Below are 23868 nucleotides of genomic sequence, written 5' to 3'. Positions count from 1 at the left end.
GGGCCGCCGTCCCAAGGATGCATGATGCTCGCCCCTTGAGCGGAGAAACCCGACAACGGCCATTCTGCACGACAGGCGGCAGAACTGCCAGCACGTGGATGTCGTTGCGGCGTGTTGCGCGCGAAACGCTTCTGCGTGACGTCTCAGGCCCTCGGGTGCGCCTGGAGGTAGCTCGAGCGGAGCCTCTCCACTGAGACGTGGGTGTAGAGCTGCGTGGTCGCGAGACTCGAGTGCCCGAGCAGCTCCTGGACCGACCGGAGGTCCGCGCCGCCGTCGAGGAGATGGGTGGCCGCCGTGTGACGCAGGGCGTGCGGGCCGCTCGCAGCGGTATCCCCGAGGGACTTGAGCGCGGCGTCGATCGTCTCCCGGGCCTGCCGCTGGCCGAGGCGCCCACCGCGACGGCCGAGGAAGAGCGCGGACCCGCTGCTCCCTGTCACGAGCGCGGACCGCGCACCGAGCCAGCGGACGACGGCGTCAGCGGCCGGGACTCCGAACGGCACGGTTCGCTGCTTGTTGCCCTTGCCCAGCACGCGCAGGGTTCGCGAGTGGAGGTCCGCGTCGTCGATGTCGAGCCCGACGAGCTCTGAGACGCGGATCCCTGTCGCGTACAGGAGCTCGGCAAGCGCCCAGTCGCGGACGGCGACCGGATCCCCCTCGCCCGCCGCCTTCGACAGGCCATCGAGCAGACGCCTCGTCTGTTCCTGGTGCAGGACGCCGGGGAGGCTCGGATGGCGCTTCGGCGAAGCAAGCCGAAGGGAGGGGTCGACGTCGAGACGGCCCTCACGGACCGCCCACGCCATGAAGGACCTGACAGCCGCAGTCCGCCGCGCAAGTGTCGACCTCGCGAGCCCCGCTTCGCTCTGCCGCCCGAGCCACCTCCGGAGGCGCGCGAGGTCGAGGTCGGAGAGATCCTGTGCCCCGTCCTGCTGGGCTGATCGGAGCATCGAGAGGAGATCGCCCTCGTACGCGCGAACCGTGTGTTGGGAGCGGCCTCGTCCCAGCGCGATTTGCCTCAGGAACCCTTCGAGGGGTTCGCGCAGGCCCGCGGGAAGCGGCGTCTCTTCGGTCACCTACCCACTCTGGCCGTTGCCCCCGCCGACAACAAGCCGACACTCTTCCCGCTCGGTCACGATCGCCTATCGCTTCTCACGGCGCATTCCTACTCGCGCCGCCATCGCTTCTTGGCCCCTATGTCTTCTCACCGCCTTATCTCTTCCCAGGGCTCTGGTCCGTCCTGCGCCACCCTCCGGCAGTCTGTTGGCACAGGCCCATGAGCTGAAGCCGTCCGAGTCCGGCCCTGACTTGGGCCGTGCTGAGGCCCGCGACCGCCGTCAGACTGTCTATCCCAGCTCCTTTCCGTACCGGCAGCGCATCGAGGAGGAGCAGGTCTTCGACTGCCAAGCCGTCGTGAATGGCGGTGCGGCCTTCCCGCTCGGCTGCGAGTCCGTCGCCCACGGGCGCGAGCAGTTCGTAGACCTCTTGGACGTCGGTGACGCAGACGGCCACGCCGTCCCGGAGAAGCCGATGACAGCCGGCCGAGCTTGCGCTGTAGACAGAGCCCGGAACGGCGGCCACTGTCCGCCCGATGTCTGCTGCATGGTGCGCGGTGCTCCTGGCTCCGGATCGCCACTGGGCCTCGACAACGACCGTCACCGCCGCAAGCGCGGCGATGAGCCGGTTCCGCCGAAGAAAGCGGTGCCGTGTGGGCGCTCCTCCGGGCGGCAGCTCCGAGACGAGCAGTCCGCGACGGGCCACCTCACGAAGGAGTTCCTCGTTGCCCGAAGGGTAGTAGCGGTCGAGTCCTCCCGCCATGACGGCCACGGTCGGGAGGACGGTCCCGTCGGTCACAAGTGCCGCACGATGTGCTTGGGCGTCGATTCCGTAGGCTCCGCCACTCACGACGGTCACACCGCGGTCGACCAGCCCCTTGGCCAGCTCTCCGCAGACACTCAGCCCATAGTTCGTTGCATTGCGCGACCCCACGACGGCGACCGCCGAACGCTGCGCTGGCAGGCGTTCTTCCCCGCGCACCCACAAGCCATGGGGAGCCTGCTCCCCCAGATCCTCAAACCCGTCTGGCCACTCGGGATCCTCCGGAATGACGAACCGGCCGCCAAACCGGGCAATCGTCTCGAGGTCGCGGTGGGGTGCAAGATCAGGTACCCGGCCCTTCCACCGTTCCACCGCCGCCGAGAAGCCCTCCCACGCCTTGGCCCCGGAGCCCAGCAGGAGGCTCCTGACGTGCCCCTCGATGGCGGGATCGACGGAGCGCTTTCCAGTCGCCACTTGGAGTCCCTCGACGGGCCCCAACGCTCCCACCAGCAGGGCAGCTGTCGCGTCTCCGGGCTCGATGAGCCGCGTCAGAGCTGCTCTCGCCGCCCTGATCTCTGCGAGCGCCTCGCCCCCTGTGGGAATCCCGAGGCCGCAGCCGCGTGATTGTGGTTCGCCGCTCATCGGGCCTCCTCCGCCGTGCGAAGGAGCAGCGCTTCCCCGACGTTGTCGGCGGTCGGCCGCGCACTGCCGGCCAGGTCCGCGATGGACCACGCGAGCCGGAGGACGCGGTCGTAGCCCCGGGCCGTGAGGGTGTGCGTCTCAAGGGCGCGATCCAAGATGGCCGTCGATGTGGACGGGAGCCTCAGCGGACCCCGCAGGAGCCGTCCGGGCGCCTCCGCGTTTGTCGAGTAGCCGAAGGGGCGCAACCGTTCGGCTTGGCGCTCCCTCGCGCGCAGGACCCGGGCGGCGATGGCCTGAGAGGCCTCCCCGGGGGTGCTGCTTCCCAGATCGACGGCAGAAACGTGCCGTACGCCGAGCTGGATGTCCACCCGGTCGAGGAGCGGGCCGGAGAGCCGTGCGAGGTACCGTCGCTTCGCCTGGGGCGGGCAGGTGCACAGAAGGCCCTTGCCAGAGCCTTGGCCGCAGGGGCAAGGATTGGCCGCGAGCACGAGCAGGAACCGGGCCGGATATGCCGCCGTCCCGGCCGCCCGGTCGATGCTGACCACGCCGCTCTCGAGAGGCTGGCGCAGGGAATCGAGAACGTTCCGATGAAACTCGGGGGCCTCGTCGAGGAAGAGGACGCCGCGGTGCGCGCGCGAAGCCGCCCCGGGACGCGCGATCCCCGCCCCTCCGCCGACGATCGCTGCCGGGCTCGCCGTGTGGTGGGGGCTCTCGAAGGGCGGCCGGCGGACGAGCTCGCGCGTCGCACTCGGCCGGCTCGAGAGCGAGTGGATTGCCGTGACCTCCATCGCCGCCTCGTCATCCAGATCCGGAAGGATCCCCGGAAGCCGCTCGGCCAGCATCGTCTTGCCAGCACCCGGAGGCCCCAGCATCAGGATGTGATGCCCTCCGGCCGCCGCCACCTCGAGCGCGGCCCGCGCCTCCTGCTGACCCGCCACATCACGCAGGTCCGGACCCACCCGGCCAGACCCGCCACCGACCTCGCCCTCCCCCGCCGGAGCCGCCGGAGCACCGCGCCCGGACCCCTCCGGAACGACCACGCTCAGCGGGTCCGCACCGAGGTCGAGCGCGAGGGCCCCAAGGCTCCCATACGCACGCACCCGCGCCCCCGGCACGAGCCGCGCCTCCGCCTCGTTCGCCGACGCAACGACCACATCCGGGTAGCCCGCCCGGACCGCCGCCATCACCGCCGGCAGGACCCCCTGGACGGGCCTCAGCCGTCCGTCCAGGCCGAGCTCGGCGACGAAGACCGTATCCGCAGGAGGACGGATATCCCCCGCAGCGGCCAGCGCGGAGACAGTGATCGCCAGATCGAACCCGGTACCCCGCTTCGGCAGCGACGCCGGGATGAGGTTGACCGTGATCTTGCGCCGGCTCAACGGAAGGCCCGAGTTCTGCGCCGCGGACCTCACCCGCTCCTTCGCCTCGTTCAACGCCGAATCCGGAAGGCCGAGCAGCACGAACGCCGGAAGCGTCTGCCCGATGTCCGACTCGACCTCCACCACGAACCCGTTCAGCCCCACCAGCCCGATCCCCAGCGCACGCCCCACCCCGCTCACGCGACACCCCGCAGATGCTCCACCAACGGCGAAACCGCCTCCGGCCCCGTCACGGAGTCGCGAGCGAAGAAAGCGGCCTGGCTCATCTTCAAATAGTTCTCGACCAGCCCGTCACCGCACAGTCCGATTCTGTCCTTCGACCTCATAGGGCAAGCTTCCCCACTGGAGCGATCAGCTGGCCCCGGAACGGAGACCATGTGGGGAACACGCCGAAGCGCTCACGGTGGAGGGCAAATGCCGTACGCCGTCGATAGCATGCCGAGCTTCCTCCGCGCTGTGCTCGTCATCCTCATTTACGTCGCAGATGTCTCCGTCTTCGGCTGGATAATCTTGCATGCACTACGTTCAGCCAACCGCCGGCTGCTAGGCCAGGGGGTCGCGTGGGTCGTGATGATAGCCATCGGTGCTACTTCGTTCATGATCTCTGCTGTCCAGCGCGGCTTCTTCGTGTAGCACCAACCATCGATCCCGTTCGAACACATGTTCTAATCTTGACGTGCGACCAAGAGCGGGAGCCCGGACGAGTTCGAGCGCATGATGGCCAGGATGCGCGCCGAGGAGACCCGGCCGATCGGCGACGCATCATCGCTCCAGGAGTTCCCGAAGTACGGCAAGCCCCTCGTCTAGGTCGGCAGCATTGAGGGAAGGCCTACGCCTGGACCAAGTTCTACGGCCTGATCGAGTGGTCGACGCCGCGGCCGTCTACCACGTCGGCTGGGCGCGGGCATCGAGCATCAAGCGTGTGAAGCCCGAACAGTGGCGGGGCAGCTCCGAACTCTGAGATCCGAATAAGGAGCGCCATGTGTTAGCTCGAAGCGCTACGATTCGCTCGTGACTTCAATGGGGAGAGTGGAGTTCGGGCGCCTCACCGAGGCGTGGAGAGGCGAGGCATCTGACTTCACTCCGCTACTGGCCGAGCGTCTCGACGAGATTGGCGCCGCTATCGGGGTGGATCTCGTCGAGATCGGCAAGACAGAGGTACCGACGACCGGTGGACGCCGAATCGACATTGTCGCCGAAGGCGAGGACGGCACGTCGTTCGTGATCGAGAACCAGTATGGCCGCGCTGACCACGACCATCTGACCCGCGGTCTCGCATATGCAGTCGCTCCCCCGCGCGCCCGCGGCCTGGTGGTCATTGCCGAGGAGCACCGGGACGAGTTCCGCGCCGTGGCCGAGTACTTGAACGATCTGGCGGAACTTGATCCGGATAAGGGCATCAAAGTGTGGCTGCTCGAGGCGCGGGCCGTCCGGATCGGCGACAGCCTCTGGGCGCCGCTTTTCGACACAGTCGTGCGCCCGAACAGCTTCACCGCAAGCGTGGGGGCAGTCAAGCGCACCGAAGGCGGTGGCGGCGTCGACGAGTTCTGGTCTCGATTCACCGACGCTTCCTTGAGGCAGGCGGTCGAGCAGGTCATCAGCAGATGGCGGTCGTTCGGCCACGCGGTCTGGTTCTACGGGGACGGTCGCCACGTGACACTGGCTGCTCGCGGACCAGCAACGGGCGGCATAAGGCAGCGCTCAGTGATCGCGCTGTACCCGGATGGCCACGTCGTCATCCCGTTCCGCTCGTACGCCGGCAGCAACAGCGGCATTGCCATTCCGGCGTTGACGACAGAATCATTCCGCACTCAGGCGAATGCGATCTTCCGTCTGGACAGCAAGTCGGCTAGGACTGGGCCTGGCTGGATTTCCGACGCGACCGTCAACGACCTGATCGCCTTCGCGACGAACGTGGCCAATGCATATCGGGCTGAGGCCGAGCGGGCGAGCGAGCCACTCGATCTCCCAGACGGCAACGGCTGAGCGCACATACCCCAGGCATCAAACGGGTGAAGCCCGAAGTTCCGCACTCTAGACATGAATGAGGCCCACAGCCTTTTTCGTCACTGTGGGCCTCACCTTTTGGCGTTACCTTGGCATCAGCCGACCTTGTTCCATGGCTGGCAACCATCGGTACGGAACACTTGACCGTCGGTCAGTGTCGCCGTCGCGGCTCCCTGAGAGATGTTGTTGTCGATGATCGAGGCGTTGGCATCAGTTCCCGCTCGCCACTCGTAGAAGCAGCCGGCACCATTGCTGCCATCAGGACCGTTGCTGCGATACGTCCCGGCCTTCACGTCCTTACCAACAACGTATTCACCTGCGGGGATCTGGTTCTGAACGACCACAGCCTGTGCGGACTGTACAGCCGCCTGCTCAGACGCCACCGCTGATGCCTGGGCAGCGACCGACGCCTGTGCAGCCGAAAGAGCAGCAGCCTGTGAAGAATTGGAGTCGACCTGAGAGCGAAGGTTCTGGATCGTCCCATTCTGATCGACAATCTGGGAGCTCTGGCTCGCGGCAGCACTCTGGAGCGCGACGTACGCCTTGCTCGTCGTCGGGTCAGGCTGGGCAGCAACTCCGATAAGGGCGCCGATCACACCGCCCGCGACGAAGAGAGCGCCTACGGTGATCCAGGCCCGGCGAGGGACACTGCGCAGCTTGCCGGGCCGCTTGCGCGTGGCGACTGGAGGCTGTGGTGGCATCGGGGGCCACGGCGCGGTGCTCGACGCGCCATCCACGATGGGAGCGTCTGTGACCGATGGCTCATCACCTGCTGGCGGCTCTTGGCTTGGCTCCACAGGGACGGGCTCGGTCTGTCCGGTGTCGACGACAGGCTGTTCGACAACCGGTGTGCTCGGCGCTTCCGGCGTACTCTCAGCCTCGGCGGGGCGTTCTTCGCTCAGTTCGGTCATGTCAGGGACCCCCTACTCGTATGAAGCAGATACGCCGGCCGGCACCCCCATGTTTTCGACGACGTCAGGTCCCGCTTGCGGCAAGCGTCATCCTTTCAATTTGACATGTGAAAGACAAGTATTCGCAGATATGTCGAAGATCGGTGGTGGGAGCTATCCGTCAGCGCTCCACCACGTAGTCGACGGCGCGCTTCGTCCGGCAAGTGACACAAGCCTTCACGATGAAGTGAGCACCGGCGCCTTTGAACCGGGCGTTCGTTGGGACAACGGTTTGGCGATAGGTCTGGAGCGGATGAGCGCAGCCCGCGACCATCGGCCGGCTGTCGTCGAGCTTTGTGCGCTCGGCGTTGCTGATCCCTTGGGCGAGACCCTTACGCAAGGTGGCAGCGTCGATCACGCCGCGCCCTCGATTACGCCGCTCTTGATCAGGTCAATTGCCAAGCGGCAAGCGGCGTCTGCGAAGCTCTCCCCCTCGATGATGTGGTCAGCCAGCATCCGCAGGATGCCAGCTGGCTCGAGGGAGGACCGATCGACGATCGCTTGGAGGATGTAGTCGACGCTATAGGCGGGGAGATACATTTAGACGCATTCGTGCGATTATGAGGCCATATAAACCTCTCAGACCTGCTAAACAAACACCATGCCGTACCTGAAACGAACACACGCCATTTCGAGCCCACGCTGGCAGAAAAGCGGCGGGCCTTGAAACCGAAGGTAGATTATGCGATAAGAAAGAGGCAACGTCCTGTGGCAGGGGATGCTAAGCAACCCACGCAGAACGACCCCCAGCGATAATCCGCCAGGGGTCGTTCTGTTAGTAGGCCGCGGAGGCGCTCGCTAGGTTCCGGGATTGTTAACCTTGACGACTAAGCCAAGCTCTCTGCTGGTGCACTTCCACGCGTAATCAAGGTTTCCTTCAGTGGTGGTCTGTGTCGCGGCACCAGGCTGGCAATGAAGGATGTTGCTGGCTACTTGCAAGGAAATCCCGAGGTATTTGAACAGACAGCCAAGCTGGGACGGACTTATCGCGTTGGTCACCCCGTAAAGATCCTCATTCTGATTCATGACGGTCTCAATCTCGGTGTCACCGTCCAGGAGGTTGAACACCTTTCCCTTGTCACTCGGGTCGCTGACGCATTCGATGATCGTCTCGTTGTACGCCAGCTTCAAGGTCATAGGCGTGTGTACGCCGGCTTCGGCTGCTCCGGCGCCGTGGCGACGGCAGATGGAGCGGGAGCAGCGTTGACCACGGCTGAAGGCGTTGCTGGCGCAGGCGGTTGAGAGAGGGCCGGAGGAGGAGTCGCGGTCACGGTAACTGTCGCCGGCGCCGCTTGGGTTGAACCGACGCATCCGGTGAGGGCCAGGACCGTCACGCCGGCGATCGTCGCGGAGATCAGCTTCTGCTTCAATTCGTATCTCCCTCGCATACATGACCGAGCATCTCGCCGACTTAGGCGCGTAGAGGAAGCCCTCGAGAATCCCGCTGGAATTCTGGGTTCACACCCCGAAGGATCTTGACCCCGTCGACGATCCCAATGATCAGGGACGGGACTCCGAAGAGGAAGAAGCTCGTCAAGAGGCAGAAGAGCAGGAGAAGAAAGCCGAGGGCTCCACTCCCGAGATACATGCGGTGAATGCCGAAACAGCCCAGGAAGATCGCAAGGAGCCCAGCCACCTTGCGGGACTTCAGCGGGGCGCCGCTCGCTGCGGCCGCATCTCCAGCGGCCTCCCACTCTCGACGAACGAGCGCTTTCGCCTGCTCTAGCGGCATGGTCTGGAGTGTCCACCGCGCCCCGTCCCAATACCGGGCGATGGCATCGTCCTTATACCAGCCGGCCAGATTCATCTTGAGGCTTTCCCTGTCATTCCCTCCCGCAGAAAGTATCCCTGCCGGCCTAACCCTGAGCCTGGGCTGCGCTGGTGGCACCGCAAAGTTCACCATCTCAAGCTCGACGAACTCGTCAGCTTGGGGACGCGTCATCGTGCCTTCAGCGACATGAGTAGCCGCAAGTGAATCGAGACGGTGACGTTCAGAAATCAGCATCTGTTGGCGCTGGATCTCGAGCTGCTGCTTTTGGATCTCGAGCTGCTGACGCTGCTGCTGGCGCTGGATCTGCACCTGGGCCGCAGTGTTGGCAGCGATCTGCTTCTGGACCTTCAGCTGCTTTTTGTTCGTGTGAAGAATCCGGTGCTCGGTGTAGCCCATGGCTCCCCCTTCAAGGCAGGTTTATCGGCACTCGGACTGCTTCAAGCGCCCCTCCGTCGGGGCGGACCGCCGCGGACGTCACGCTGATGTTATGGCATAGGTCGTCCCTTTGGCGTACATGTCCAAGGATTGGGCAAGCGAGTTGCAACACCGCTCGTCGCCCTGATCCAATCCCCTTAGGTCACGTACCGTTCGTCATGAGCCCAGCGACAGGCCGACCCCACTCTTCAGCTGGTCTTCGGAGTACTGCATCGCGCCTCGATGGGTGACCTCGACGCTGTAGAACTTGCTGCCGCCCGGCTCATCCGCGATGGAGAAACTGAACGTGCAGCTGGTGTTCCCATCGCCTGACACGCCTTGGTCCAAGCTCCCCACAGCGACCGTCTTTCCATCGGCGGAGATGGTGACTTGGGCGCCGTGCTGCATGTCGTCGAACCCGTTATAACCGTGGCACTGCGGATCATTGTCCGTTTGGTAGTTGGTCACGCTGCCGGTCACCGTAATGGTCCCCTTCGCCGCGAAGGTGGACGGTGCGCATCCGGTAAGCGAGAGAGCGGCCACGCAGAGGGTGGCCATTGCGATTTTCTTCAAGTGCTTTCCCCATCATGTTGTGATAACAGCCAAGAGATGGCCGGCATTCAGGTTGAGCCGCTGCTTCTAGCTCCCGCTCCCCATGTACGGCGCCCATGACTGAAGCTTGTTGAAGGCGAAGAGCCGCGCCGTGTCGAAGGTCTGCATGTTGGTCGACGAGTAGTCCGTCGTGTTGGCGAGGCCCGCGGCCTGGTTCACATATGAGCGCGTGCTGGTTGCCAGGTCAGAGAGTTCCGAGGGCCAAGGCTTCACCCCGTCGAGCTGAAGGACGATCGTCTGCCCCGACGAGTTCATGATCGAGAGGTCAGCGACACAGAGACCGGGCGTGATCCCCGTCTGCCCCGTCGGGAGCACCATTGAGCACTCGTTGCTGTCCCAGTCGGAGGCAGCCTTCATAAACGACTGACGGGCGCTGTAGATCGCTGAGGCGACCTGGGTCGTCGTCGACGTGCTTGCGGTCGGCGTTGGCGTCGGTGACGGCGAGGCGCTCGCACTGGATGCCGGAGCAGAGGCCTGCGAAGTGCCGCCGCACGCCGTCAGGGCGAAAAGCGCGGTGCCGGCGACGGCACCGCAAATAAGCCTCTTCATAGGAGTCCCCCTTATGAATGCACGGTCGCATCCAAAAGAGGTCATGGCATAGCAAAGAGAGCCTTGCGGCTTCAATACTCGTTGAACAGTGGGTGCGACTGCGAACGGAATAAGTAGAGCGAACGTATCACAGCTTGGACACGTAAAAGACGCGTTACGAACCCGGTCAGCTGATGTGCTTCACCGGCTCGGGCGGGTTGCCCGGCCCCATCCCAGCACATGACCCGGTGGCAACGCTATTGGCCACCTGGTAGGCCGTTGCCACGTAAGCGTTGCCCTGGTCAATGTGTTGGTTGGCCGCTGCTACCGCGCCGGCAATCGCCGCGTTCGCCCCACTAATTTCGCTCGGCGCTTCTGAGGGGCCGGTCGCCCCCTCGTTCTCAAGCGCCTGGAGGTCGCTCTGGAGACTGGAGATCTCCTGACGGACCGTCTGGGCCTGATTCTCAAGATTGAGTGAATGGTTGTAGAGGTTGGTCTGCACGTCGTTGTAGACCGTGGTTGCCGCGTCGTTGTACACCGTCGTGCTGGCGTTGAGGCATTGGTCCCCGCCACCCTTGGCGGCATCGGTCTGCGTGCGCTGAAGGTCCGCATCGGTCTGCGTGAGATCACCCTCCATCGTCTTCAGCCCAGGCGTGAAGTCGTCGTCGTGCTGGAGCGAGGCGAGATCGCTGCTCGCCTGTTGCTGCTCGCTGTTCACCCGCTGCTGGAACGCCTCCTCTGCCGCCGCACTCGCGCTTGCCTGAGCCGCCGCGGCGGCTGCACTGGCGGACGCCTGCGCATTGGCCTGCGCCTGCCCGTCGAGGCTCGAGACGTCCTTGTTGTACTGGGCGACGGTGCCCGGCGTCATTGTGACCGTGTCGATCGTGCCGTTGCTCTGGGGGAAGGACATGATGATGTTGCCTCCCTGAAGGGAAGCCGAGAGGTTGGAAGATGCGCCCAGCAGGCCGCTGAAGGTGAGGGTCGCGCTGCTGCCCGAGATCGTCCCTGTAAACGAGTCGTTGTAGTTCTGCGTCTTGGTGTTGTCGCTCGACTGAACGTTCGTCTCGACCAGGCTGCCCGTGACGCTGTTGCCGTTGCGCGTCCACTGAAGGAACATTGCCGCGCCTTGGGCGGTGCCGACCCAGCCGCCGACGCTGTTGTCGGCCGCATTCTGCGTCGGTGAGCTTGATGCTGTCGTCGTCGATGACGGCGAGCATCCCGTCAGAGAAGTGGTCGTCAGTGCCAGGAGTGCGAGCGGTGCGATGAGCGATCGCGGCGAAAAGCGGGACATCTGAACTCCATCGGCACAGAACAACGAATAGACCCCAGCCGGTCGCGTCAGGCGTGCCGTCTGGGGTCATTGTCACACGAGGAGCGAAAGACAGCGGGACGTAGTTGAACTCCGATCCAAGATCTTCATCTGGTAATCGACCCCAGGACATCCGCGGCCTGGCGTGGAAGTACGGCGTCGACGTCCCGGAGTGAACGTGTGTCGCGTCCAGTCGCTCAGACCGCCAGCATGAGCTGCGAGATGACGTTCTTGATATTCGCAGCATCGCCGTGGGAGACGCGGAACTCGATGGTGTCGCCGCTCGTGATCACGCAGACCTTGGAGTTGATCAGGCCGTCCCGCTTCGTCGTCACGCCGGTTATCTGCCGCATCGGGATCATGTCCGGGGAGGCTACTTTGCTGACGCCGCCCCCCAAAAGCGAGAGACCAAACGTGCTCCCAGCGAGGACAGCGCGGCCGGCCTGACCCGCTGCCCGGTTGATGACATGCCGGTTCTTTCCCCACTCGATCCGGTCACGGTAGACGTGTACCTTCGCGTTCTTGCCTTCGATGTGCGAGGTGAACGTCAGGACAGCTTCAGTTTCCATTCCGATACTCCCCATGGCCGATACTGGATTTGGTTGTCCTACGCTCGCACGCCCGAGACAGCGGTGCACCACTTGGGCGGTACTCGATTTCCGGGCGACTACTGGGGCGGATCAACAGCGATTCGCGCGCCTGATCCTTGCCTGGACGTCGGGATATGGTTGGACAGGTCCAATCGCTCCAAAATGGGGGAATACAAGTGAAGAAGCTTGGTCTCGTCATGTCTATGGCATGTCTGATCGCTGTGGCCGGTTGCGGCTCGCCGCATCCAGAGTCTGCCTCGACCCCAACAGCGCCCGTCGCATCGTCGCCTTCGCCGACCCCCACCCCAACTCCCACACCGACGGCACTGAGCACCCAGGCGGCAGGCAAGTACTTCCTCGATAGCATCTGCCCGGCTAACCGGCTCATCATGCCGCTGAACGCAGCGTTCACAGCCAACCCACTGAACGTGCAGGCAGAGAAGTCCGCAGCCGGCGCCTATCGTGATGGTCTCGCCACGGCTGCGAGGGCACTCGCCAATCCGCCTCTTGCCTGGCCATCACTCATCAAAGGCGACGTTGATGCGTTCGTAAACGACCTCTACACCGACATCGCGAGCGCGAACGCACTGGCGAGCCAGGTCGACCAGCAAGGGCTCACCACGGCATGGAACGGGTGGAAGGACTCCGGCGGAGCTGCCAAGGCCCAAGCCGTCCGTGTCAAGCTCGGCCTCTCCTCAGACGCTGCCGCTTCCTGCGGCATGTGATTCGAACATATGTGCGATCCTTGAGGCATGGTGGGAGGGCTCAACGAAGTAGGGCCACCTGCCCCTGAGCCGGCGGAAGTGCCCGAGGATGCGATCGGCCAGGCTTCCGTCTACCGGCCGCAGAAGGCGCTTCCGGTGTGGGTCGAAGTGAGCGTGGTGGACTCGTCGTTATCCCCCACCACGATGCCGGGCTTCGCCCTCGCCTGGACTCGAGAGCACGTGCTCATCCAGATCAAGTGGCCCAAGGAGTACTTCGTGGGAGCACGGAACCTCTGGACCGAAGCCAAGCACGTCTCGCGGCGTGTCATCGCGCCGAGCGGGCCGCGCTAGGAGCGCCTGGTTACCGCTCCTGAAGTGAACCACTGCACGAGGGTGACGGCGGCCATGACGGCGGCTTCAGCTTCCTCGTGAGTGATGTCGAGCCGCTGTGCTTCGTGTCCGCCGTGACGATCCGCATGCCCCGCCCATAGCATTTTCATCATGCCGAGGAGGGCTGCGCCGCTTGTCACTTCGGGGTCGTCCCGCTGCATCGGGAGGGACCAATTCCTCTGGTCGCGCATCTGGATGATGACCTTGCCAAGCGTGGCATTGCGGGCCGTCGGGCAGACTACCGGAATCGCGGCGTCTTCCACCGCCTTGACCGCGAGAGCGTAGGCCTGGGACGGGTCAGGGCGCATGCCGAACGTAGCCGACCAGGCTTCAGCGAGGCGCTTGCCGGCATGTCGCGACGATGCGATTGTCCGGTCGGCCGCGTCTTGAACAGCTTCCGGTACCCGGCGGACGAGGGCCGGCTTACCGGCCCGCGCGCCGACCTTCCACACCGAGCCGGCCTCCTGCAGGATCGTCTCCAGTGACTCAGCACGTGACGGGTAATCCTCAGAAATGATGAAGTCAGCGAGGACAAGCTCGAGATTCCGGCGCTGAATCGCCCGCTGCATGCTATCGAGAGCGGAGGAGACAGTGGAGGTGTTGATGAAGCCCACCATCACGCGACACTTGCGCTCGAACCGCATCAGGCGCACGCGGTCGAACGCGACGTCTTGTTCCATCTCGTATGGCATCTCAGGATTCACCGCATACTGAAAAGCGCTGAAGACCCACGACCAGAACGACGTGAACATCCAGTCGGGAACGCCGTCGACCAACGCCTCGTATTCCTCCGCGGCATCGTCTTCGACTCCGAACGGGCGCCACGCTTCACTCATGCCGTTCAGTCTCTCAAATGTGTCCGCGACTTCCGCCGATACCAAGCCCAACGCCATGACGGTCGCGGAGGCCAGGAAGCGTAACCATGCCAGCGCCTGATCGTCTCTGTGAAACGATGACGCACGCAGCAGTGAGGGACTAGGGGGAAGCCGCATGGCTGACGAACAGCCAAAGTACGAGGTCAAGAACGTCCAGACGATTCGTGGCGCAGAAGCCAGGACGAGGGCGAAGTGGGAGAAGGAAGGCTGGGAGTTTGTCTCCCAGAACCAGGAGCTGCTGCGGACGAAGATGGAGTTCCGGCGCGTAAAGGCCAAGCTGCCGCTGAAGCTCATAGGAGCGGGTGCGGCCTTGCTTCTGGTCCTCGCTATCGTCGGCATCACAGTAGACGCAACACATGGTGGCGGGGCTACCGCTGCGCCGACGGCGTCCGCATCTGACGTCGCAGTTGTAGCGAGCGAGAAGGCCACCTCTGCCCCGTCGACGTCCGCAACGTCGGCGACCCCGGCGGTGCAGAATCTGACCGTCCAGAACAATGCAGATCTCGCAGCGCTTCTGGCCGCACCGGAACCGTCCGAGAAGCAGCAAGAGGATTTCGCTGCGAAGTACCAGGGACGGACGATCGAGTTCGATGGAAACATCACTCTGCTATCGAGTCACGATGGCGACAAATATGTGTATGACGTGTTGATCACTGCTGGAAACTACAGTGCAGACCATCAGGTGGGGCCGGCTTTCCAGTACAACGGCGTCAGCATGGTTCAAATGCATCTCACCGGAACGCAGCCTTCGGTCGCCCAGAGAGATAACGTCCACCTCGTCGCCGACGTTGGCGATTACAACTCCAGCGGCAACCTCTTCTACCTCTCTCCAGTCTCAACCGCCGTTCGGTGACACCGGAGCGGCGAGGGCCGTCGTGCCCCGCAGGGCGCTAGTGTCGAACGAGTGAAAGTTGGTGGCACCATCCGCCCCACAGAGACAAGAGAAATCGAGGTCGAAGCCGGCGCCTACCAGGAGGCGTTCGAACTCATCCAGGCCAGGGTGCCCGAGGGATGGCAGCTGCTCCAGGTGAAGCAGGTCTAGCGCCGAGGGTGGCCAGCTCGAGCAGGCTGGCCGCCCCCAAGCACTTCTGTCCGACAGACTTTTCCACATTTCCTTCCGTCGGCACCTCTGCTAACTGCAATACTCATGAACCTGTACTGCAAAAATGGACGTGATACTTCACACTGTGCGTCAGGAGGTGATCTATCAGTAAGTTATCTAGCATCACGCTCAGTTACGAAGCACTGCCCTCAGAACAGTTCTTCGTCGAGCTTCACAAACTGAATCTAAAACGCCAGCAAGCTACCAAGTAGAAGCAGTGCTCGCCCTTTCTAGGGTGCCTCGCCCACCTTCTTTTAGTGATATTCTCCAAAGTATCTAGGACGGGGCACAGACCGCGACGGCTATGACATTCGCCGTCAGCACCCCTTTCCTTGGTTCTTCAAGCGTCAGGTGATGCCCACCCTCACCTGGCGCGTGAAGAGCAGAGGACTCGCAGTCGTCTGCTGGCAGCTTATTCGCACGGGTTCACACCCCCGCAAGCGAAACATCTATTTTTGCAAGGGCCACACCACTATCATTTAGTAACTACAACTATCTTTTGTACACCTCCGTGGCCCGCTGGATGCATCAGCACTCGCATTGATGCACCTAGTCCCGCTTACCAAACGACTTGGCCGGCGGAACTAGGAAACCAACATGATCGACCACATTCAAGAGTCACCATCCGCATACCTTGAGACGCGCTACGCAGAGTTGCTCGGCAGCGTCGAAGCCATCAGGCACTCCCCCGATCGGCTCGCTGCCACACAGCGCGAGATCGTCCACATCGTCTTTGAGCTACTTCAGCGCGAGGCGCCACGAGACCGCGATGAGGCCGCGTAGACCCGTCAAGTTCGGCTCAGGCAATCAAGATCCCAGCTGAGGAGTCCCAGCCGATCGAGCTGATCGACGTGGACGGACTGGCGGACATGCAGAAGGGTGTCGGCGGCTACATCGAAGTCCTGGCCATCGATCGACCCGACGCAACGCTAGTCATCAATGAGGACGGTAAGAGCGTGGGACTTCCCCTCAACCGTCGTGCCACGCTCGCGCTCTGGACTCATCTGACCAGATGGCGGCATGGACGCGCTTATGGGCGATGTCCTGATCGTGGGCCGGCCGGCTGAAGAGGAGGGCGATACGCAGGCCGTCCCGGACGAGCTGATCGACCTTTTCTTCCACACCGAGACGTACCGCGTCCAGGTGACCACCATCGAGGACACGAACAGATGGAGTGGCAGCCTGCGTCGGTTCAACGACGTCGGGGAGGCATACAACCACGGCCAGGTTCTCGCCTCAAAATGGGCTTTGGTCAACGACGTGCGTGTCATTCCTGCGTGATGAGAGAGGGCAGCCCCTAGCGAGCTGCCCTTTTTCAATGCAAAGTGAAAGGCCCTAGCCCCGCGCGATAACTCGAGCGCAAGACCAGGGCCAAGGTTGGGGTCAGCCACCGTTCTTCGGGCTATAACCTTGCCTCCTCCCTCGCAAACTGTCTGCCCGCTTCAGGACATCGGCCGTGACGAGCTTGTCGAAGTCGGCCTTGTCGACGAGGATCTCCTCGGTCTTGCCGTTCGCGTGCTTGAGTTCCAGCTGGACGACGTTGGTGACCCGCTTGAGCGGCGCGATCTCCTCAGCCGTCGTGTCGAACTGCTTGCCAGCTGCTCGGACGACCACGGTGATCACCTTGTTGTCGTCAATCGTCGCGCCGGTGATGTCGGAAGTGCGTATCTGGCGAAACCCCATTGCTCTCCCCTTTCAGGGCTAGGTGCGAAGTCCGGCTGATTACCGGTCTTCCTGGCCCTTATTGAGAGGCGACCTATCAATTTCGTCAAGAATTTCGTAAAATAGAAGTAGATGAATCCGTCTTTCAACCTAGCCGAGTACCTCGCGAAAAGCACCGCAGCAAGCGGCGTTCCGCTCCGTGTCGAAGATCCGGCTACTTGTACAGCTCTCGCCGCTGTTTTCGGGCGGTAGGGTCCCAGAACACGTCGTAGAGCACGTACCCGAAGATTGCGACCGGCACTCCGACGACGAACCAAAGCACCGATATATGGAGAAAGTTAGCCAGAGCGGAGGCGACGATGAAGGCGAGAACACCGACGATAATGGCGCACATACTCGATTGTGGCGCTTCCCCCGGTGAAAGGGTAGCGGAGACTATATTGGCTCCAGTTTTTTCGTTACCTAAAGGGAAGTGCTGCCCTTGTGCGCGAATCACAGATCGCTGTACTCACTGGCCAGCATGGACTCCTCGGGTTCTTGCTCGGCAGCGACCGCGAAGCGATCCTTCCAAGCGGTGTCCATGATCACGAGCCTCTTCGTGTCATCGGGGAAGAAAGCTCGATAGTACCCCTCGATCGAGCGGCGATCCTGAGCGCTTACGGCAAGTGAGACGTCGAGCACGTTGGTCGACTCATCGAGAGGGCGGAATGACAGATGAACATCGCGCCCGCGCATCAGCTTGTAGAGCCTAGAAATGAACTCCCGGCCCTGCTCACGTTCCTCGGGCGAGACGACGAATGGTGCGATCACGGGGGCGTTCAGCGACTTGTCGAACCCGCGCACGAGAGTCAGCAGCTCGTCGACCTTCTCGTCGAGCTTTCGCACTGGTACTTTCGGTGCCGGTCCACTGCTCCTCAGGGCGGTGAGAGCCTCGTCAAGGAGCGGCCATGCCCCGGCGATACGACCATCAAGGACGTCTAGATCAATGTTCGGGCCCAGCTCGTTGACCGACTTCATCAGGCCCTTGAAGCCCTCCGGCGTGGCCATCTTCATCTGGAAGTTCTTGAATGGACCCGCGACGTCGTTCGTGTTCTCGAAATCAAGGAGCAGGACCCCCAGCCTCTTGCGCCGATCTCCCACCTGGCGGGATAAGGCGCCGGCTTCGTAGTTCAGCCACTGGGCGAGCTGGTTCTGGCGCGTCACACAGATGATCCCGAAGTCCGTGTCCGTTAGCTCTTCTTCGATCATGTTGAGCCATTGCTCACCGGCGGGGATCTCCGGGCTGAAGAAGGTCTCAACAGTATCGAAGAGCTGCCTCATAACCTTCTTGAGGGCGCCGGCAAACTCGCACGAGTCTTGGGACCAGCTGATGAAGACCTTCAAGACCTACTACCCCCATGAGAGACGCTTTGATACTGGTGAGAGTCTAATTTGACTCGTGCACCGCCGTGGAGTGGTTGGCCCCGGAACAGCCCGGGGCCAACCGTCGCACTTACTTCATGTCGCACTTACTTCGTGTTGTCGGCGACCAGCTGGATGACGGCCTTGATCAGCCGCAGCACGGCGATCACGATAGCGGCGATGTCCTTCCCGTTGATGTGCATCGGTTCCTCCTCCCCTGCGCAACATCCGGGATTCGCAAGCGTGCCTTCTGGCGTAAGCCCATGGAGTCCCCCTACAGTGAGGAACGTAGAACCCATTTCGGAGCGGCACGCGAGCTGCCCGTATCGGCCTCGAGCCGGAGAAGAGGACCCGCTGCCACGGGTCCTCTTTCGTTAGGTCCGAGGTCGCAGTTCCTGCGACAAGACCAAGCGTCCCACTCCGGAGGTTGCCGGGAAATGAACGTGATGGGCATGTTGCCTAAATCACGAGGACGCGCACGTCCATATCCGTTGATGGATGCCGGATTTGAAGCCCATCCCCCCGCTGAGATTAGTGGTGTTCCCTGTTGCGATGCATGTGGAGGCTAAAAGGGGAACCAACGAAGTCGCAACCCGGGGCCTGACACCGCTCCCAGCGGCCGCTCTGAACCGCTGCCTCCCGGACACTCTTGTCCGGCCCGAATCCGTGCTTCTCGACGAGTTGCTGCACCGAGTTCCCATATCGGGCTGCCAAGACCGCTGCTTCGGCGACACGGTCGTGCCCTGGGGCGAAGTAGGAGCCTGGTCCGACCTCGGTCCCGCATCCACACCAACAGATTCCGGTGGGTTCGCTAGTCATGCGCCTAAACTACGGCTTCTGCGTCGGTCACCAACAGGATCTAGCCCCAGGTCGGCCCCGGCGGTACCCCACGGTTGGTCAGGCCGGCACCCTTGGCTCGGTTGCACGGTCCGCAGAGGAGCTGGAGGTTCTCAGGCTCACTGCTGCCGCCCATGGCGACGGGGATGATGTGGTCGAACTGAAGCTCGGTGTCGGTCCAGCAGTTGCGGCAACGGCCACCGTCCCGCTGCCAGACGTACTGCTTCACCTCATCGGGAATGCCCTGGCGTCGGTTCGGCGCGGTGCGCGTGCTTCCCTGTTGAACCGCTGCTACGGCTCGATCGACCTTGCGCTGGTTGTACTGGTCGCGAGACACGAGGAGCGCGTACACCTCACCTTGGTCTAGGTGCTCGTTCTCCGAGAAGATGCGACCGCGGAAGAGCCAGTACCGGACTCCGTTAGTCGTCGCGATCCATGCGGGGTACCTCGTGGCGGCGTCCCAGAAGTTGTCGACCTCTTCTTGCTTCCACTTGCGCTGCCGTCCCACGTCGAACTCGCGCCGGCCGAGGACCATGACGAACGGTCCTTTGCCGAACCACCCTGGCTCATGGACAAGCTTGGCCGAATCAACGCGACGAAGCGCCACTGTCCCCCCTACGGATCGAAGTTGCTGGAATCCAAAATAGCCCACAGGGTGCGACATTTCCGGCTTGCGGTGCCTGATGCACAGGCAGCCTTTGTTTCTTTGGCTTGCCCCTATGTGACGAAGACGGCAAAAGCCGCCAACCTCTTCCGTCGTCGCGCCGGTTGAATCCCCAGTTAAGAGTCGATTCCTACGTATCTGGTATCCGATCTCTTAATTCGGTATCCTGATCGCGAGGCGGGACCTTGCGGTGACGCCATGTTGTGCTGCCACCGGGGAGTGTATAAACTCCCTTGAATCGTCGAGGAACAGGACGCCGCGGTGCGCGCGCGAAGCCGCCCCGGGACGCGCGATCCCCGCCCCTCCGCCGACGATCGCTGCCGGGCTCGCCGTGTGGTGGGGGCTCTCGAAGGGCGGCCGGCGGACGAGCTCGCGCGTCGCACTCGGCCGGCTCGAGAGCGAGTGGATTGCCGTGACCTCCATCGCCGCCTCGTCATCCAGATCCGGAAGGATCCCCGGAAGCCGCTCGGCCAGCATCGTCTTGCCAGCACCCGGAGGCCCCAGCATCAGGATGTGATGCCCTCCGGCCGCCGCCACCTCGAGCGCGGCCCGCGCCTCCTGCTGACCCGCCACATCACGCAGGTCCGGACCCACCCGGCCAGACCCGCCACCGACCTCGCCCTCCCCCGCCGGAGCCGCCGGAGCACCGCGCCCGGACCCCTCCGGAACGACCACGCTCAGCGGGTCCGCACCGAGGTCGAGCGCGAGGGCCCCAAGGCTCCCATACGCACGCACCCGCGCCCCCGGCACGAGCCGCGCCTCCGCCTCGTTCGCCGACGCAACGACCACATCCGGGTAGCCCGCCCGGACCGCCGCCATCACCGCCGGCAGGACCCCCTGGACGGGCCTCAGCCGTCCGTCCAGGCCGAGCTCGGCGACGAAGACCGTATCCGCAGGAGGACGGATATCCCCCGCAGCGGCCAGCGCGGAGACAGTGATCGCCAGATCGAACCCGGTACCCCGCTTCGGCAGCGACGCCGGGATGAGGTTGACCGTGATCTTGCGCCGGCTCAACGGAAGGCCCGAGTTCTGCGCCGCGGACCTCACCCGCTCCTTCGCCTCGTTCAACGCCGAATCCGGAAGGCCGAGCAGCACGAACGCCGGAAGCGTCTGCCCGATGTCCGACTCGACCTCCACCACGAACCCGTTCAGCCCCACCAGCCCGATCCCCAGCGCACGCCCCACCCCGCTCACGCGACGCCCCGCAGATGCTCCACCAACGGCGAAGCCGCCTCCGGCCTTGTCACGGCGATCACGTCCACGCGGCGTCGGGCGCGCTGCAGTCGATGCTCCTTGGCCCACGCAGCGGCGAGGCGCGCGACCCGGGCGAGCTTCGCGTCGTCGACCGCTTCGAAGGGATGCCCGAAGTCCCAGGACGAGCGTGACTTCACCTCGACCGCGACGAGCACCGCGCCGTCGAGCGCCACAAGGTCAAGTTCCCCGTCCCGGCACCGCCAATTGCGATCCAGGATGACGGCACCGCTCGCCTTCAAGTAGTCCTCGGCGAGCCGCTCACCACGCTGACCGAGTCTGTCCTTCGCCCTCATACGGCCAGCATTCCCGCTGGCCGGACAGCCGACAGCCGGTTCAGAAACTATGTGGGGAAAACGCCGCTTCGGCCCCTGTGGAGGACCAAAGCCTCAAGCCGCGCCCGGCTACGTCCCGAGACCGTCCTTGGGAAGCGCGAGGTCCTCCACCTTCGGCAGCTCCTCGACGTTGACGTCTTTGAACGTGATGACTCGGACGCTCTTCACGAAGCGCGCGCTGCGGTACACGTCCCACACCCACGCGTCCTGGAGGGTCAGGTCGAAGTAGACCTCGCCGTCCGCGGACCGGGCTTGAAGGTCGACGTGGTTGGCCAGGTAGAACCGGCGCTCGGTCTCCACGACGTAGCTGAACAGCGAGACGACGTCACGGTACTCGCGGTAGAGCTGGAGCTCCATGTCCGTCTCGTAGTTCTCGAGGTCTTCAGCGCTCATAGTTCTATCTTCCCATCGTCCTCGAGGAGCACCGCGCCGCCTTCGAGATTCCAGCTGCGCCTGTGCCAGCCGGTCGGACCGAATGCGAGGAGGGCCGCGCGATGCTCCGGCGTCGCGTAGCCCTTGTTGACCGCCCACCCGAAGCGCGGATCCTCGGAACCGAGCTGCATCATGAGCGTGTCCCGCTCGACTTTCGCGAGGATGCTCGCGGCGGCGACGGCCTGGCACTTCAGATCGGCCTTGATCATCGTGCGAACCGGCGTCATCGGCGCGGCGACAGCATCCCCGAAGAGGGCGTTCTGGCCCCCGCGGCCGAGCCAGTCGTAGTTGCCGTCGAGGTGAACGACATCCGGGACGACGCCCGCGGACGCGATCTCGGCCAGAGCGCGCGTGCCCGCGAGCCGGAGGGCCTCCATGAGCCCGTACGCATCGATCTCGTCGGCGCTCGCGTGCCCGACGGCACTTGCGACACCCCAAGTCCTCACAAGCGGCACGAGCTCGACGCGCTTCTCCGGCGTGAGCAGCTTGCTGTCCCGCAGGACGGTGCGTGTCCGGACCGTGCGCGCATCGACGACAACCACGCCGACACTGACAGGACCCGCAAGGGCCCCACGGCCGACCTCGTCGCACCCGGCAACGAGCGGGCCGTGCTCGACCGCAAGCTGGCGCACGTACCTCAGTGTGGGTGCGGGGGCGGCGGGCTTTCGCGACGGGGGCCGGACGCGTGCTGACTCGAGGGCTGTCATGTCAGTGGGGTGCGGGAATGGAAGAGAAGGTACTCGGGTAGTTGCTCAACGTCCCCAGCCGGTTGAGCGGCCAGGCGATAACGACAGCTTGGCCCTCGATGTCCTTCTCGTCAATGAAGCCATTCCCCGGTTGCGCCGCGTTGTGGAACCTCGAGTCGGACGAGTGGTTGCGGTTGTCGCCCATGACCCACACCTCCCCGGCGGGAACGACGACGTCGAACGGCACCGGCCGCGGCACCTCGGCGGGATTGACGTAGGGCTCGACAAGCGCCACGCCATTGACCGTGACGCGCTGCTGGGCGTCACAGCACACGACGTGGTCGCCCGGCAGGCCGATGAGGCGCTTGACGAGGTACTGCTGCGACGTGTCCGGAAGCAGCCCGATGAACTCGAGGCTCTTCTGGAACCAGTTCTGCACGCCGTCGGTCGACGGCGGGAGCCACCCCTTCGTGTCCTTGAAGACGACGACGTCGCCGCGCTGGAGGGCGAAGTTGCGGGGAACCATGAGGTTCACGAAGATCCGGTCGTTCTCTTCGAGCGTCGGCACCATCGACTCTGACGGGATGAAGAACGCCTTGAAGAAGAGCGTCTTGATGACGAACGAGAGGACGATCGAGATGACGAGGATGAGGGCGACCTCACGGATCCATGAGAGCAGTCCGCCTCGACGGTGCTTGTCCTCCGGCACGGGGTCTACGGGATCAGGCGCGTCCAGATCGTCCCGTGGATCCTCAGCGGAGGGGCGCTGCTCGGCGTCGTGCGGTCCTGTCTCGGCCCCGTGGGTCACCGGACCTCCTTTGGAGTGGTGGTCATCGGCCCCAATCTATCAAGGGGCCAGAGAATGGCGACGGGCGCGCCGATGACACGGCCGACCGGGATCAGGCCGCCGCCGGGCGCCCCGAGGAGTGCGCGCGAGTCCACCGAATCGGACCGGTGGTCGCCGAGGAGCCACAGGCGCCCCGAAGGCACGACGACGTCGAACTTCATCGAGCTCGGAGCATCGCCACGGTAGAGGTACGGCTCGTCGATCGGCTTTCCATTGACGGTGAGCCGCCCGTCCGGACTGCAGCACGCGACGTGGTCCCCCGCGACGCCGATGACCCGCTTGACGTAGACGGTCTCGGTGGGCACGACTCCGAGCCACTCCCCCGCGCCCTGCAGCGCGTCACCGATCCAGCCGCGCCCGCTGTCGAGCGGCGCAAACGAACCGCGCCCATCGAAGACGACGACGTCGCCCCGTTCGATGGGCCGGGAAGAAAAGGCAGTGCGGGAGACGGCGACGCGGTCTCCGGGCTGGAGCAGGGGCTCCATCGAGCCGGACGGAATGTAGAAGACGTCGACGACGAAGGCCCTGATGAGGCTCCACACGATGAGCGCGACGACGACGCCGAGAAGCGCCGAGCGCCAGCCCAGAAGCCTGGGCCGGCGCTCGGACCGGTTGCTGCGGTCGGTGTCTGCCTGAGCGGTCACGACGCGTCAGCTGTTGAGACTGTG

At 63.9% G+C, this 23868-nt stretch carries 31 protein-coding genes and 1 pseudogene; 9 read left to right on the top strand and 23 right to left on the bottom strand.

The genetic code is table 11. The features are described from left to right. Nucleotides 1–143: 143 nt before the first annotated feature. From E6A21_RS07055 to E6A21_RS07045, 3 genes are all read right to left on the bottom strand, one after another. Complete coding sequence (locus tag E6A21_RS07055; RefSeq protein ID WP_138443444.1) at nt 144–1070, bottom strand: tyrosine recombinase XerC; 927 nt, start codon at nt 1068–1070, stop codon at nt 144–146. Between the two features lie 136 nt (nt 1071–1206). After that, a complete protein-coding gene (dprA, locus tag E6A21_RS07050) occupies nt 1207–2454 on the bottom strand; it encodes a DNA-processing protein DprA (RefSeq protein WP_138443443.1) in 1248 nt (415 codons plus the stop codon). Further along, nucleotides 2451–4013: a YifB family Mg chelatase-like AAA ATPase gene (locus tag E6A21_RS07045; protein ID WP_138443442.1), complete on the bottom strand. Its 1563-nt coding sequence runs from the start codon at nt 4011–4013 to the stop codon at nt 2451–2453. The genes dprA and E6A21_RS07045 overlap by 4 nt, the downstream gene beginning before the upstream one ends. A gap of 234 nt (nt 4014–4247) precedes the next feature. Here E6A21_RS07045 and E6A21_RS07040 point away from each other — a divergent pair, with 234 nt between their 5' ends. Both E6A21_RS07040 and E6A21_RS07035 read left to right on the top strand, forming a co-directional pair. Continuing rightward, nucleotides 4248–4466: a hypothetical protein gene (locus E6A21_RS07040; protein WP_138443441.1), complete on the top strand. Its 219-nt coding sequence runs from the start codon at nt 4248–4250 to the stop codon at nt 4464–4466. A gap of 396 nt (nt 4467–4862) precedes the next feature. After that, on the top strand, nt 4863–5819 hold the full coding sequence (locus E6A21_RS07035; protein ID WP_138443440.1) for a PDDEXK family nuclease: 957 nt from the start codon (nt 4863–4865) through the stop codon (nt 5817–5819). 116 nt (nt 5820–5935) lie between these two features. Here the strand turns inward: E6A21_RS07035 and E6A21_RS07030 are convergent, their stop codons facing one another. The 9 genes from E6A21_RS07030 to E6A21_RS06990 form a co-directional block, all read right to left on the bottom strand. After that, nucleotides 5936–6751, bottom strand: coding sequence for an Rv1352/Rv1906c domain-containing protein (locus E6A21_RS07030; protein WP_138443439.1), 816 nt, complete (start codon nt 6749–6751; stop codon nt 5936–5938). A 160-nt stretch (nt 6752–6911) separates the two neighbouring features. Then, nucleotides 6912–7148 carry a hypothetical protein gene (locus E6A21_RS07025; RefSeq protein WP_138443438.1) on the bottom strand — a complete coding sequence of 79 codons (237 nt, stop codon included), beginning with the start codon at nt 7146–7148 and terminating at the stop codon, nt 6912–6914. Next, complete coding sequence (locus E6A21_RS07020; protein WP_138443437.1) at nt 7145–7330, bottom strand: hypothetical protein; 186 nt, start codon at nt 7328–7330, stop codon at nt 7145–7147. The genes E6A21_RS07025 and E6A21_RS07020 overlap by 4 nt, the downstream gene beginning before the upstream one ends. Before the next feature lie 258 nt (nt 7331–7588). Beyond that, nucleotides 7589–7927 (bottom strand): hypothetical protein, encoded by a 339-nt coding sequence (locus tag E6A21_RS07015; protein WP_138443436.1) that lies wholly within the window; start codon nt 7925–7927, stop codon nt 7589–7591. Nucleotides 7928–8201: 274 nt separating this feature from the next. Beyond that, nucleotides 8202–8957, bottom strand: a complete 756-nt coding sequence (locus E6A21_RS07010; protein WP_138443435.1) for an NINE protein — start codon at nt 8955–8957, stop codon at nt 8202–8204. Nucleotides 8958–9152: 195 nt separating this feature from the next. Further along, nucleotides 9153–9548, bottom strand: a complete 396-nt coding sequence (locus E6A21_RS07005) for a hypothetical protein (protein WP_171041303.1) — start codon at nt 9546–9548, stop codon at nt 9153–9155. A gap of 66 nt (nt 9549–9614) precedes the next feature. After that, nucleotides 9615–10136 (bottom strand): hypothetical protein, encoded by a 522-nt coding sequence (locus E6A21_RS07000; RefSeq protein ID WP_138443433.1) that lies wholly within the window; start codon nt 10134–10136, stop codon nt 9615–9617. Between the two features lie 166 nt (nt 10137–10302). Further along, nucleotides 10303–11406 (bottom strand): hypothetical protein, encoded by a 1104-nt coding sequence (locus tag E6A21_RS06995; protein ID WP_138443432.1) that lies wholly within the window; start codon nt 11404–11406, stop codon nt 10303–10305. Between the two features lie 215 nt (nt 11407–11621). After that, nucleotides 11622–11993: a hypothetical protein gene (locus tag E6A21_RS06990; RefSeq protein ID WP_138443431.1), complete on the bottom strand. Its 372-nt coding sequence runs from the start codon at nt 11991–11993 to the stop codon at nt 11622–11624. A gap of 197 nt (nt 11994–12190) precedes the next feature. On the opposite strand from E6A21_RS06990, the gene E6A21_RS17790 reads away from it, so the two are divergent. Next, on the top strand, nt 12191–12739 hold the full coding sequence (locus E6A21_RS17790; protein ID WP_171041302.1) for a hypothetical protein: 549 nt from the start codon (nt 12191–12193) through the stop codon (nt 12737–12739). Nucleotides 12740–12817: 78 nt separating this feature from the next. After that, on the top strand, nt 12818–13069 hold the full coding sequence (locus E6A21_RS06980) for a hypothetical protein (protein WP_138443429.1): 252 nt from the start codon (nt 12818–12820) through the stop codon (nt 13067–13069). Here the strand turns inward: E6A21_RS06980 and E6A21_RS06975 are convergent. After that, nucleotides 13066–13944, bottom strand: a complete 879-nt coding sequence (locus E6A21_RS06975) for a hypothetical protein (protein ID WP_138443428.1) — start codon at nt 13942–13944, stop codon at nt 13066–13068. The two genes, E6A21_RS06980 and E6A21_RS06975, sit on opposite strands and share 4 nt — an antisense overlap. A 154-nt stretch (nt 13945–14098) precedes the next feature. Between E6A21_RS06975 and E6A21_RS06970 the strand changes: the two genes are divergently transcribed. The 5 genes from E6A21_RS06970 to E6A21_RS06955 all read left to right on the top strand — a co-directional run bounded on the left by E6A21_RS06970 (nt 14099) and on the right by E6A21_RS06955 (nt 16366). Beyond that, on the top strand, nt 14099–14836 hold the full coding sequence (locus tag E6A21_RS06970; RefSeq protein WP_138443427.1) for a DUF4839 domain-containing protein: 738 nt from the start codon (nt 14099–14101) through the stop codon (nt 14834–14836). A gap of 51 nt (nt 14837–14887) precedes the next feature. Continuing rightward, nucleotides 14888–15025, top strand: coding sequence for a hypothetical protein (locus E6A21_RS17785; protein WP_171041301.1), 138 nt, complete (start codon nt 14888–14890; stop codon nt 15023–15025). 657 nt (nt 15026–15682) lie between these two features. Beyond that, nucleotides 15683–15868, top strand: coding sequence for a hypothetical protein (locus E6A21_RS06965; RefSeq protein ID WP_138443426.1), 186 nt, complete (start codon nt 15683–15685; stop codon nt 15866–15868). Between the two features lie 23 nt (nt 15869–15891). Then, the gene (locus E6A21_RS18400; RefSeq protein WP_425471533.1) at nt 15892–16152 is read left to right on the top strand and encodes a DUF3846 domain-containing protein; all 261 of its coding nucleotides are present in this window, start codon (nt 15892–15894) and stop codon (nt 16150–16152) included. Beyond that, on the top strand, nt 16106–16366 hold the full coding sequence (locus E6A21_RS06955) for a hypothetical protein (RefSeq protein WP_171041297.1): 261 nt from the start codon (nt 16106–16108) through the stop codon (nt 16364–16366). The genes E6A21_RS18400 and E6A21_RS06955 overlap by 47 nt, the downstream gene beginning before the upstream one ends. A 102-nt stretch (nt 16367–16468) precedes the next feature. Here E6A21_RS06955 and E6A21_RS06950 read toward each other — a convergent pair whose 3' ends face one another. The 10 genes and pseudogenes from E6A21_RS06950 to lepB (E6A21_RS06910) all read right to left on the bottom strand — a co-directional run bounded on the left by E6A21_RS06950 (nt 16469) and on the right by lepB (E6A21_RS06910) (nt 23844). After that, entirely contained in the window at nt 16469–16768 is a 300-nt protein-coding gene (locus tag E6A21_RS06950) for a hypothetical protein (protein ID WP_138443423.1), read from the bottom strand. 193 nt (nt 16769–16961) lie between these two features. Beyond that, nucleotides 16962–17141 carry a hypothetical protein gene (locus E6A21_RS18005; protein ID WP_212745885.1) on the bottom strand — a complete coding sequence of 60 codons (180 nt, stop codon included), beginning with the start codon at nt 17139–17141 and terminating at the stop codon, nt 16962–16964. 98 nt (nt 17142–17239) lie between these two features. After that, nucleotides 17240–18130 (bottom strand): TIR domain-containing protein, encoded by an 891-nt coding sequence (locus E6A21_RS06945; RefSeq protein ID WP_138443422.1) that lies wholly within the window; start codon nt 18128–18130, stop codon nt 17240–17242. A gap of 877 nt (nt 18131–19007) precedes the next feature. Beyond that, nucleotides 19008–19592 carry an HNH endonuclease gene (locus tag E6A21_RS06940; protein ID WP_171041300.1) on the bottom strand — a complete coding sequence of 195 codons (585 nt, stop codon included), beginning with the start codon at nt 19590–19592 and terminating at the stop codon, nt 19008–19010. Between the two features lie 282 nt (nt 19593–19874). Then, nucleotides 19875–20843: pseudogene (locus tag E6A21_RS06935) on the bottom strand (ATP-binding protein); the annotation flags it as partial. Continuing rightward, nucleotides 20840–21196 (bottom strand): YraN family protein, encoded by a 357-nt coding sequence (locus E6A21_RS06930; RefSeq protein WP_138443419.1) that lies wholly within the window; start codon nt 21194–21196, stop codon nt 20840–20842. The pseudogene E6A21_RS06935 and the gene E6A21_RS06930, both read right to left, overlap by 4 nt. Nucleotides 21197–21304: 108 nt before the next feature. After that, nucleotides 21305–21628, bottom strand: coding sequence for a DUF2469 domain-containing protein (locus E6A21_RS06925; protein WP_043127802.1), 324 nt, complete (start codon nt 21626–21628; stop codon nt 21305–21307). Beyond that, complete coding sequence (locus tag E6A21_RS06920) at nt 21625–22299, bottom strand: ribonuclease HII (protein ID WP_246036251.1); 675 nt, start codon at nt 22297–22299, stop codon at nt 21625–21627. Before E6A21_RS06920 ends, E6A21_RS06925 begins: the two co-directional genes overlap by 4 nt. Nucleotides 22300–22375: 76 nt before the next feature. Further along, on the bottom strand, nt 22376–23161 hold the full coding sequence (gene lepB / locus E6A21_RS06915) for a signal peptidase I (protein WP_425471529.1): 786 nt from the start codon (nt 23159–23161) through the stop codon (nt 22376–22378). Beyond that, on the bottom strand, nt 23158–23844 hold the full coding sequence (lepB, locus tag E6A21_RS06910; RefSeq protein WP_138443417.1) for a signal peptidase I: 687 nt from the start codon (nt 23842–23844) through the stop codon (nt 23158–23160). The genes lepB (E6A21_RS06915) and lepB (E6A21_RS06910) overlap by 4 nt, the downstream gene beginning before the upstream one ends. Nucleotides 23845–23868 lie beyond the last annotated feature (24 nt).

Origin of the sequence: Sinomonas susongensis (genome assembly GCF_005877005.1) — a bacterium.
Lineage (GTDB): Bacteria > Actinomycetota > Actinomycetes > Actinomycetales > Micrococcaceae > Sinomonas > Sinomonas susongensis.
Note: the sequence above shows the minus strand (reverse complement) of the source record. Positions and strands in the feature narration are given on the sequence as shown.

Excerpts from the sequence above, each read along its gene's own strand:
- E6A21_RS06925 (WP_043127802.1), bottom strand. The coding sequence starts at position 21,628 with ATGAGCGCTGAAGACCTCGAGAACTACGAGACGGACATGGAGCTCCAG.
- E6A21_RS07020 (WP_138443437.1), bottom strand. The coding sequence starts at position 7,330 with ATGTATCTCCCCGCCTATAGCGTCGACTACATCCTCCAAGCGATCGTC.
- dprA (WP_138443443.1), bottom strand. The coding sequence starts at position 2,454 with ATGAGCGGCGAACCACAATCACGCGGCTGCGGCCTCGGGATTCCCACA.
- E6A21_RS07030 (WP_138443439.1), bottom strand. The coding sequence starts at position 6,751 with ATGACCGAACTGAGCGAAGAACGCCCCGCCGAGGCTGAGAGTACGCCG.
- E6A21_RS07015 (WP_138443436.1), bottom strand. The coding sequence starts at position 7,927 with ATGACCTTGAAGCTGGCGTACAACGAGACGATCATCGAATGCGTCAGC.
- E6A21_RS06970 (WP_138443427.1), top strand. The coding sequence starts at position 14,099 with ATGGCTGACGAACAGCCAAAGTACGAGGTCAAGAACGTCCAGACGATT.
- E6A21_RS06950 (WP_138443423.1), bottom strand. The coding sequence starts at position 16,768 with ATGGGGTTTCGCCAGATACGCACTTCCGACATCACCGGCGCGACGATT.
- E6A21_RS06975 (WP_138443428.1), bottom strand. The coding sequence starts at position 13,944 with ATGAGTGAAGCGTGGCGCCCGTTCGGAGTCGAAGACGATGCCGCGGAG.
- E6A21_RS07040 (WP_138443441.1), top strand. The coding sequence starts at position 4,248 with ATGCCGTACGCCGTCGATAGCATGCCGAGCTTCCTCCGCGCTGTGCTC.
- E6A21_RS06990 (WP_138443431.1), bottom strand. The coding sequence starts at position 11,993 with ATGGAAACTGAAGCTGTCCTGACGTTCACCTCGCACATCGAAGGCAAG.
- E6A21_RS06995 (WP_138443432.1), bottom strand. The coding sequence starts at position 11,406 with ATGTCCCGCTTTTCGCCGCGATCGCTCATCGCACCGCTCGCACTCCTG.
- E6A21_RS18005 (WP_212745885.1), bottom strand. The coding sequence starts at position 17,141 with ATGTGCGCCATTATCGTCGGTGTTCTCGCCTTCATCGTCGCCTCCGCT.
- E6A21_RS07000 (WP_138443433.1), bottom strand. The coding sequence starts at position 10,136 with ATGAAGAGGCTTATTTGCGGTGCCGTCGCCGGCACCGCGCTTTTCGCC.
- E6A21_RS06930 (WP_138443419.1), bottom strand. The coding sequence starts at position 21,196 with ATGAGGGCGAAGGACAGACTCGGTCAGCGTGGTGAGCGGCTCGCCGAG.
- E6A21_RS06965 (WP_138443426.1), top strand. The coding sequence starts at position 15,683 with ATGATCGACCACATTCAAGAGTCACCATCCGCATACCTTGAGACGCGC.
- E6A21_RS07010 (WP_138443435.1), bottom strand. The coding sequence starts at position 8,957 with ATGGGCTACACCGAGCACCGGATTCTTCACACGAACAAAAAGCAGCTG.
- E6A21_RS06955 (WP_171041297.1), top strand. The coding sequence starts at position 16,106 with ATGGACGCGCTTATGGGCGATGTCCTGATCGTGGGCCGGCCGGCTGAA.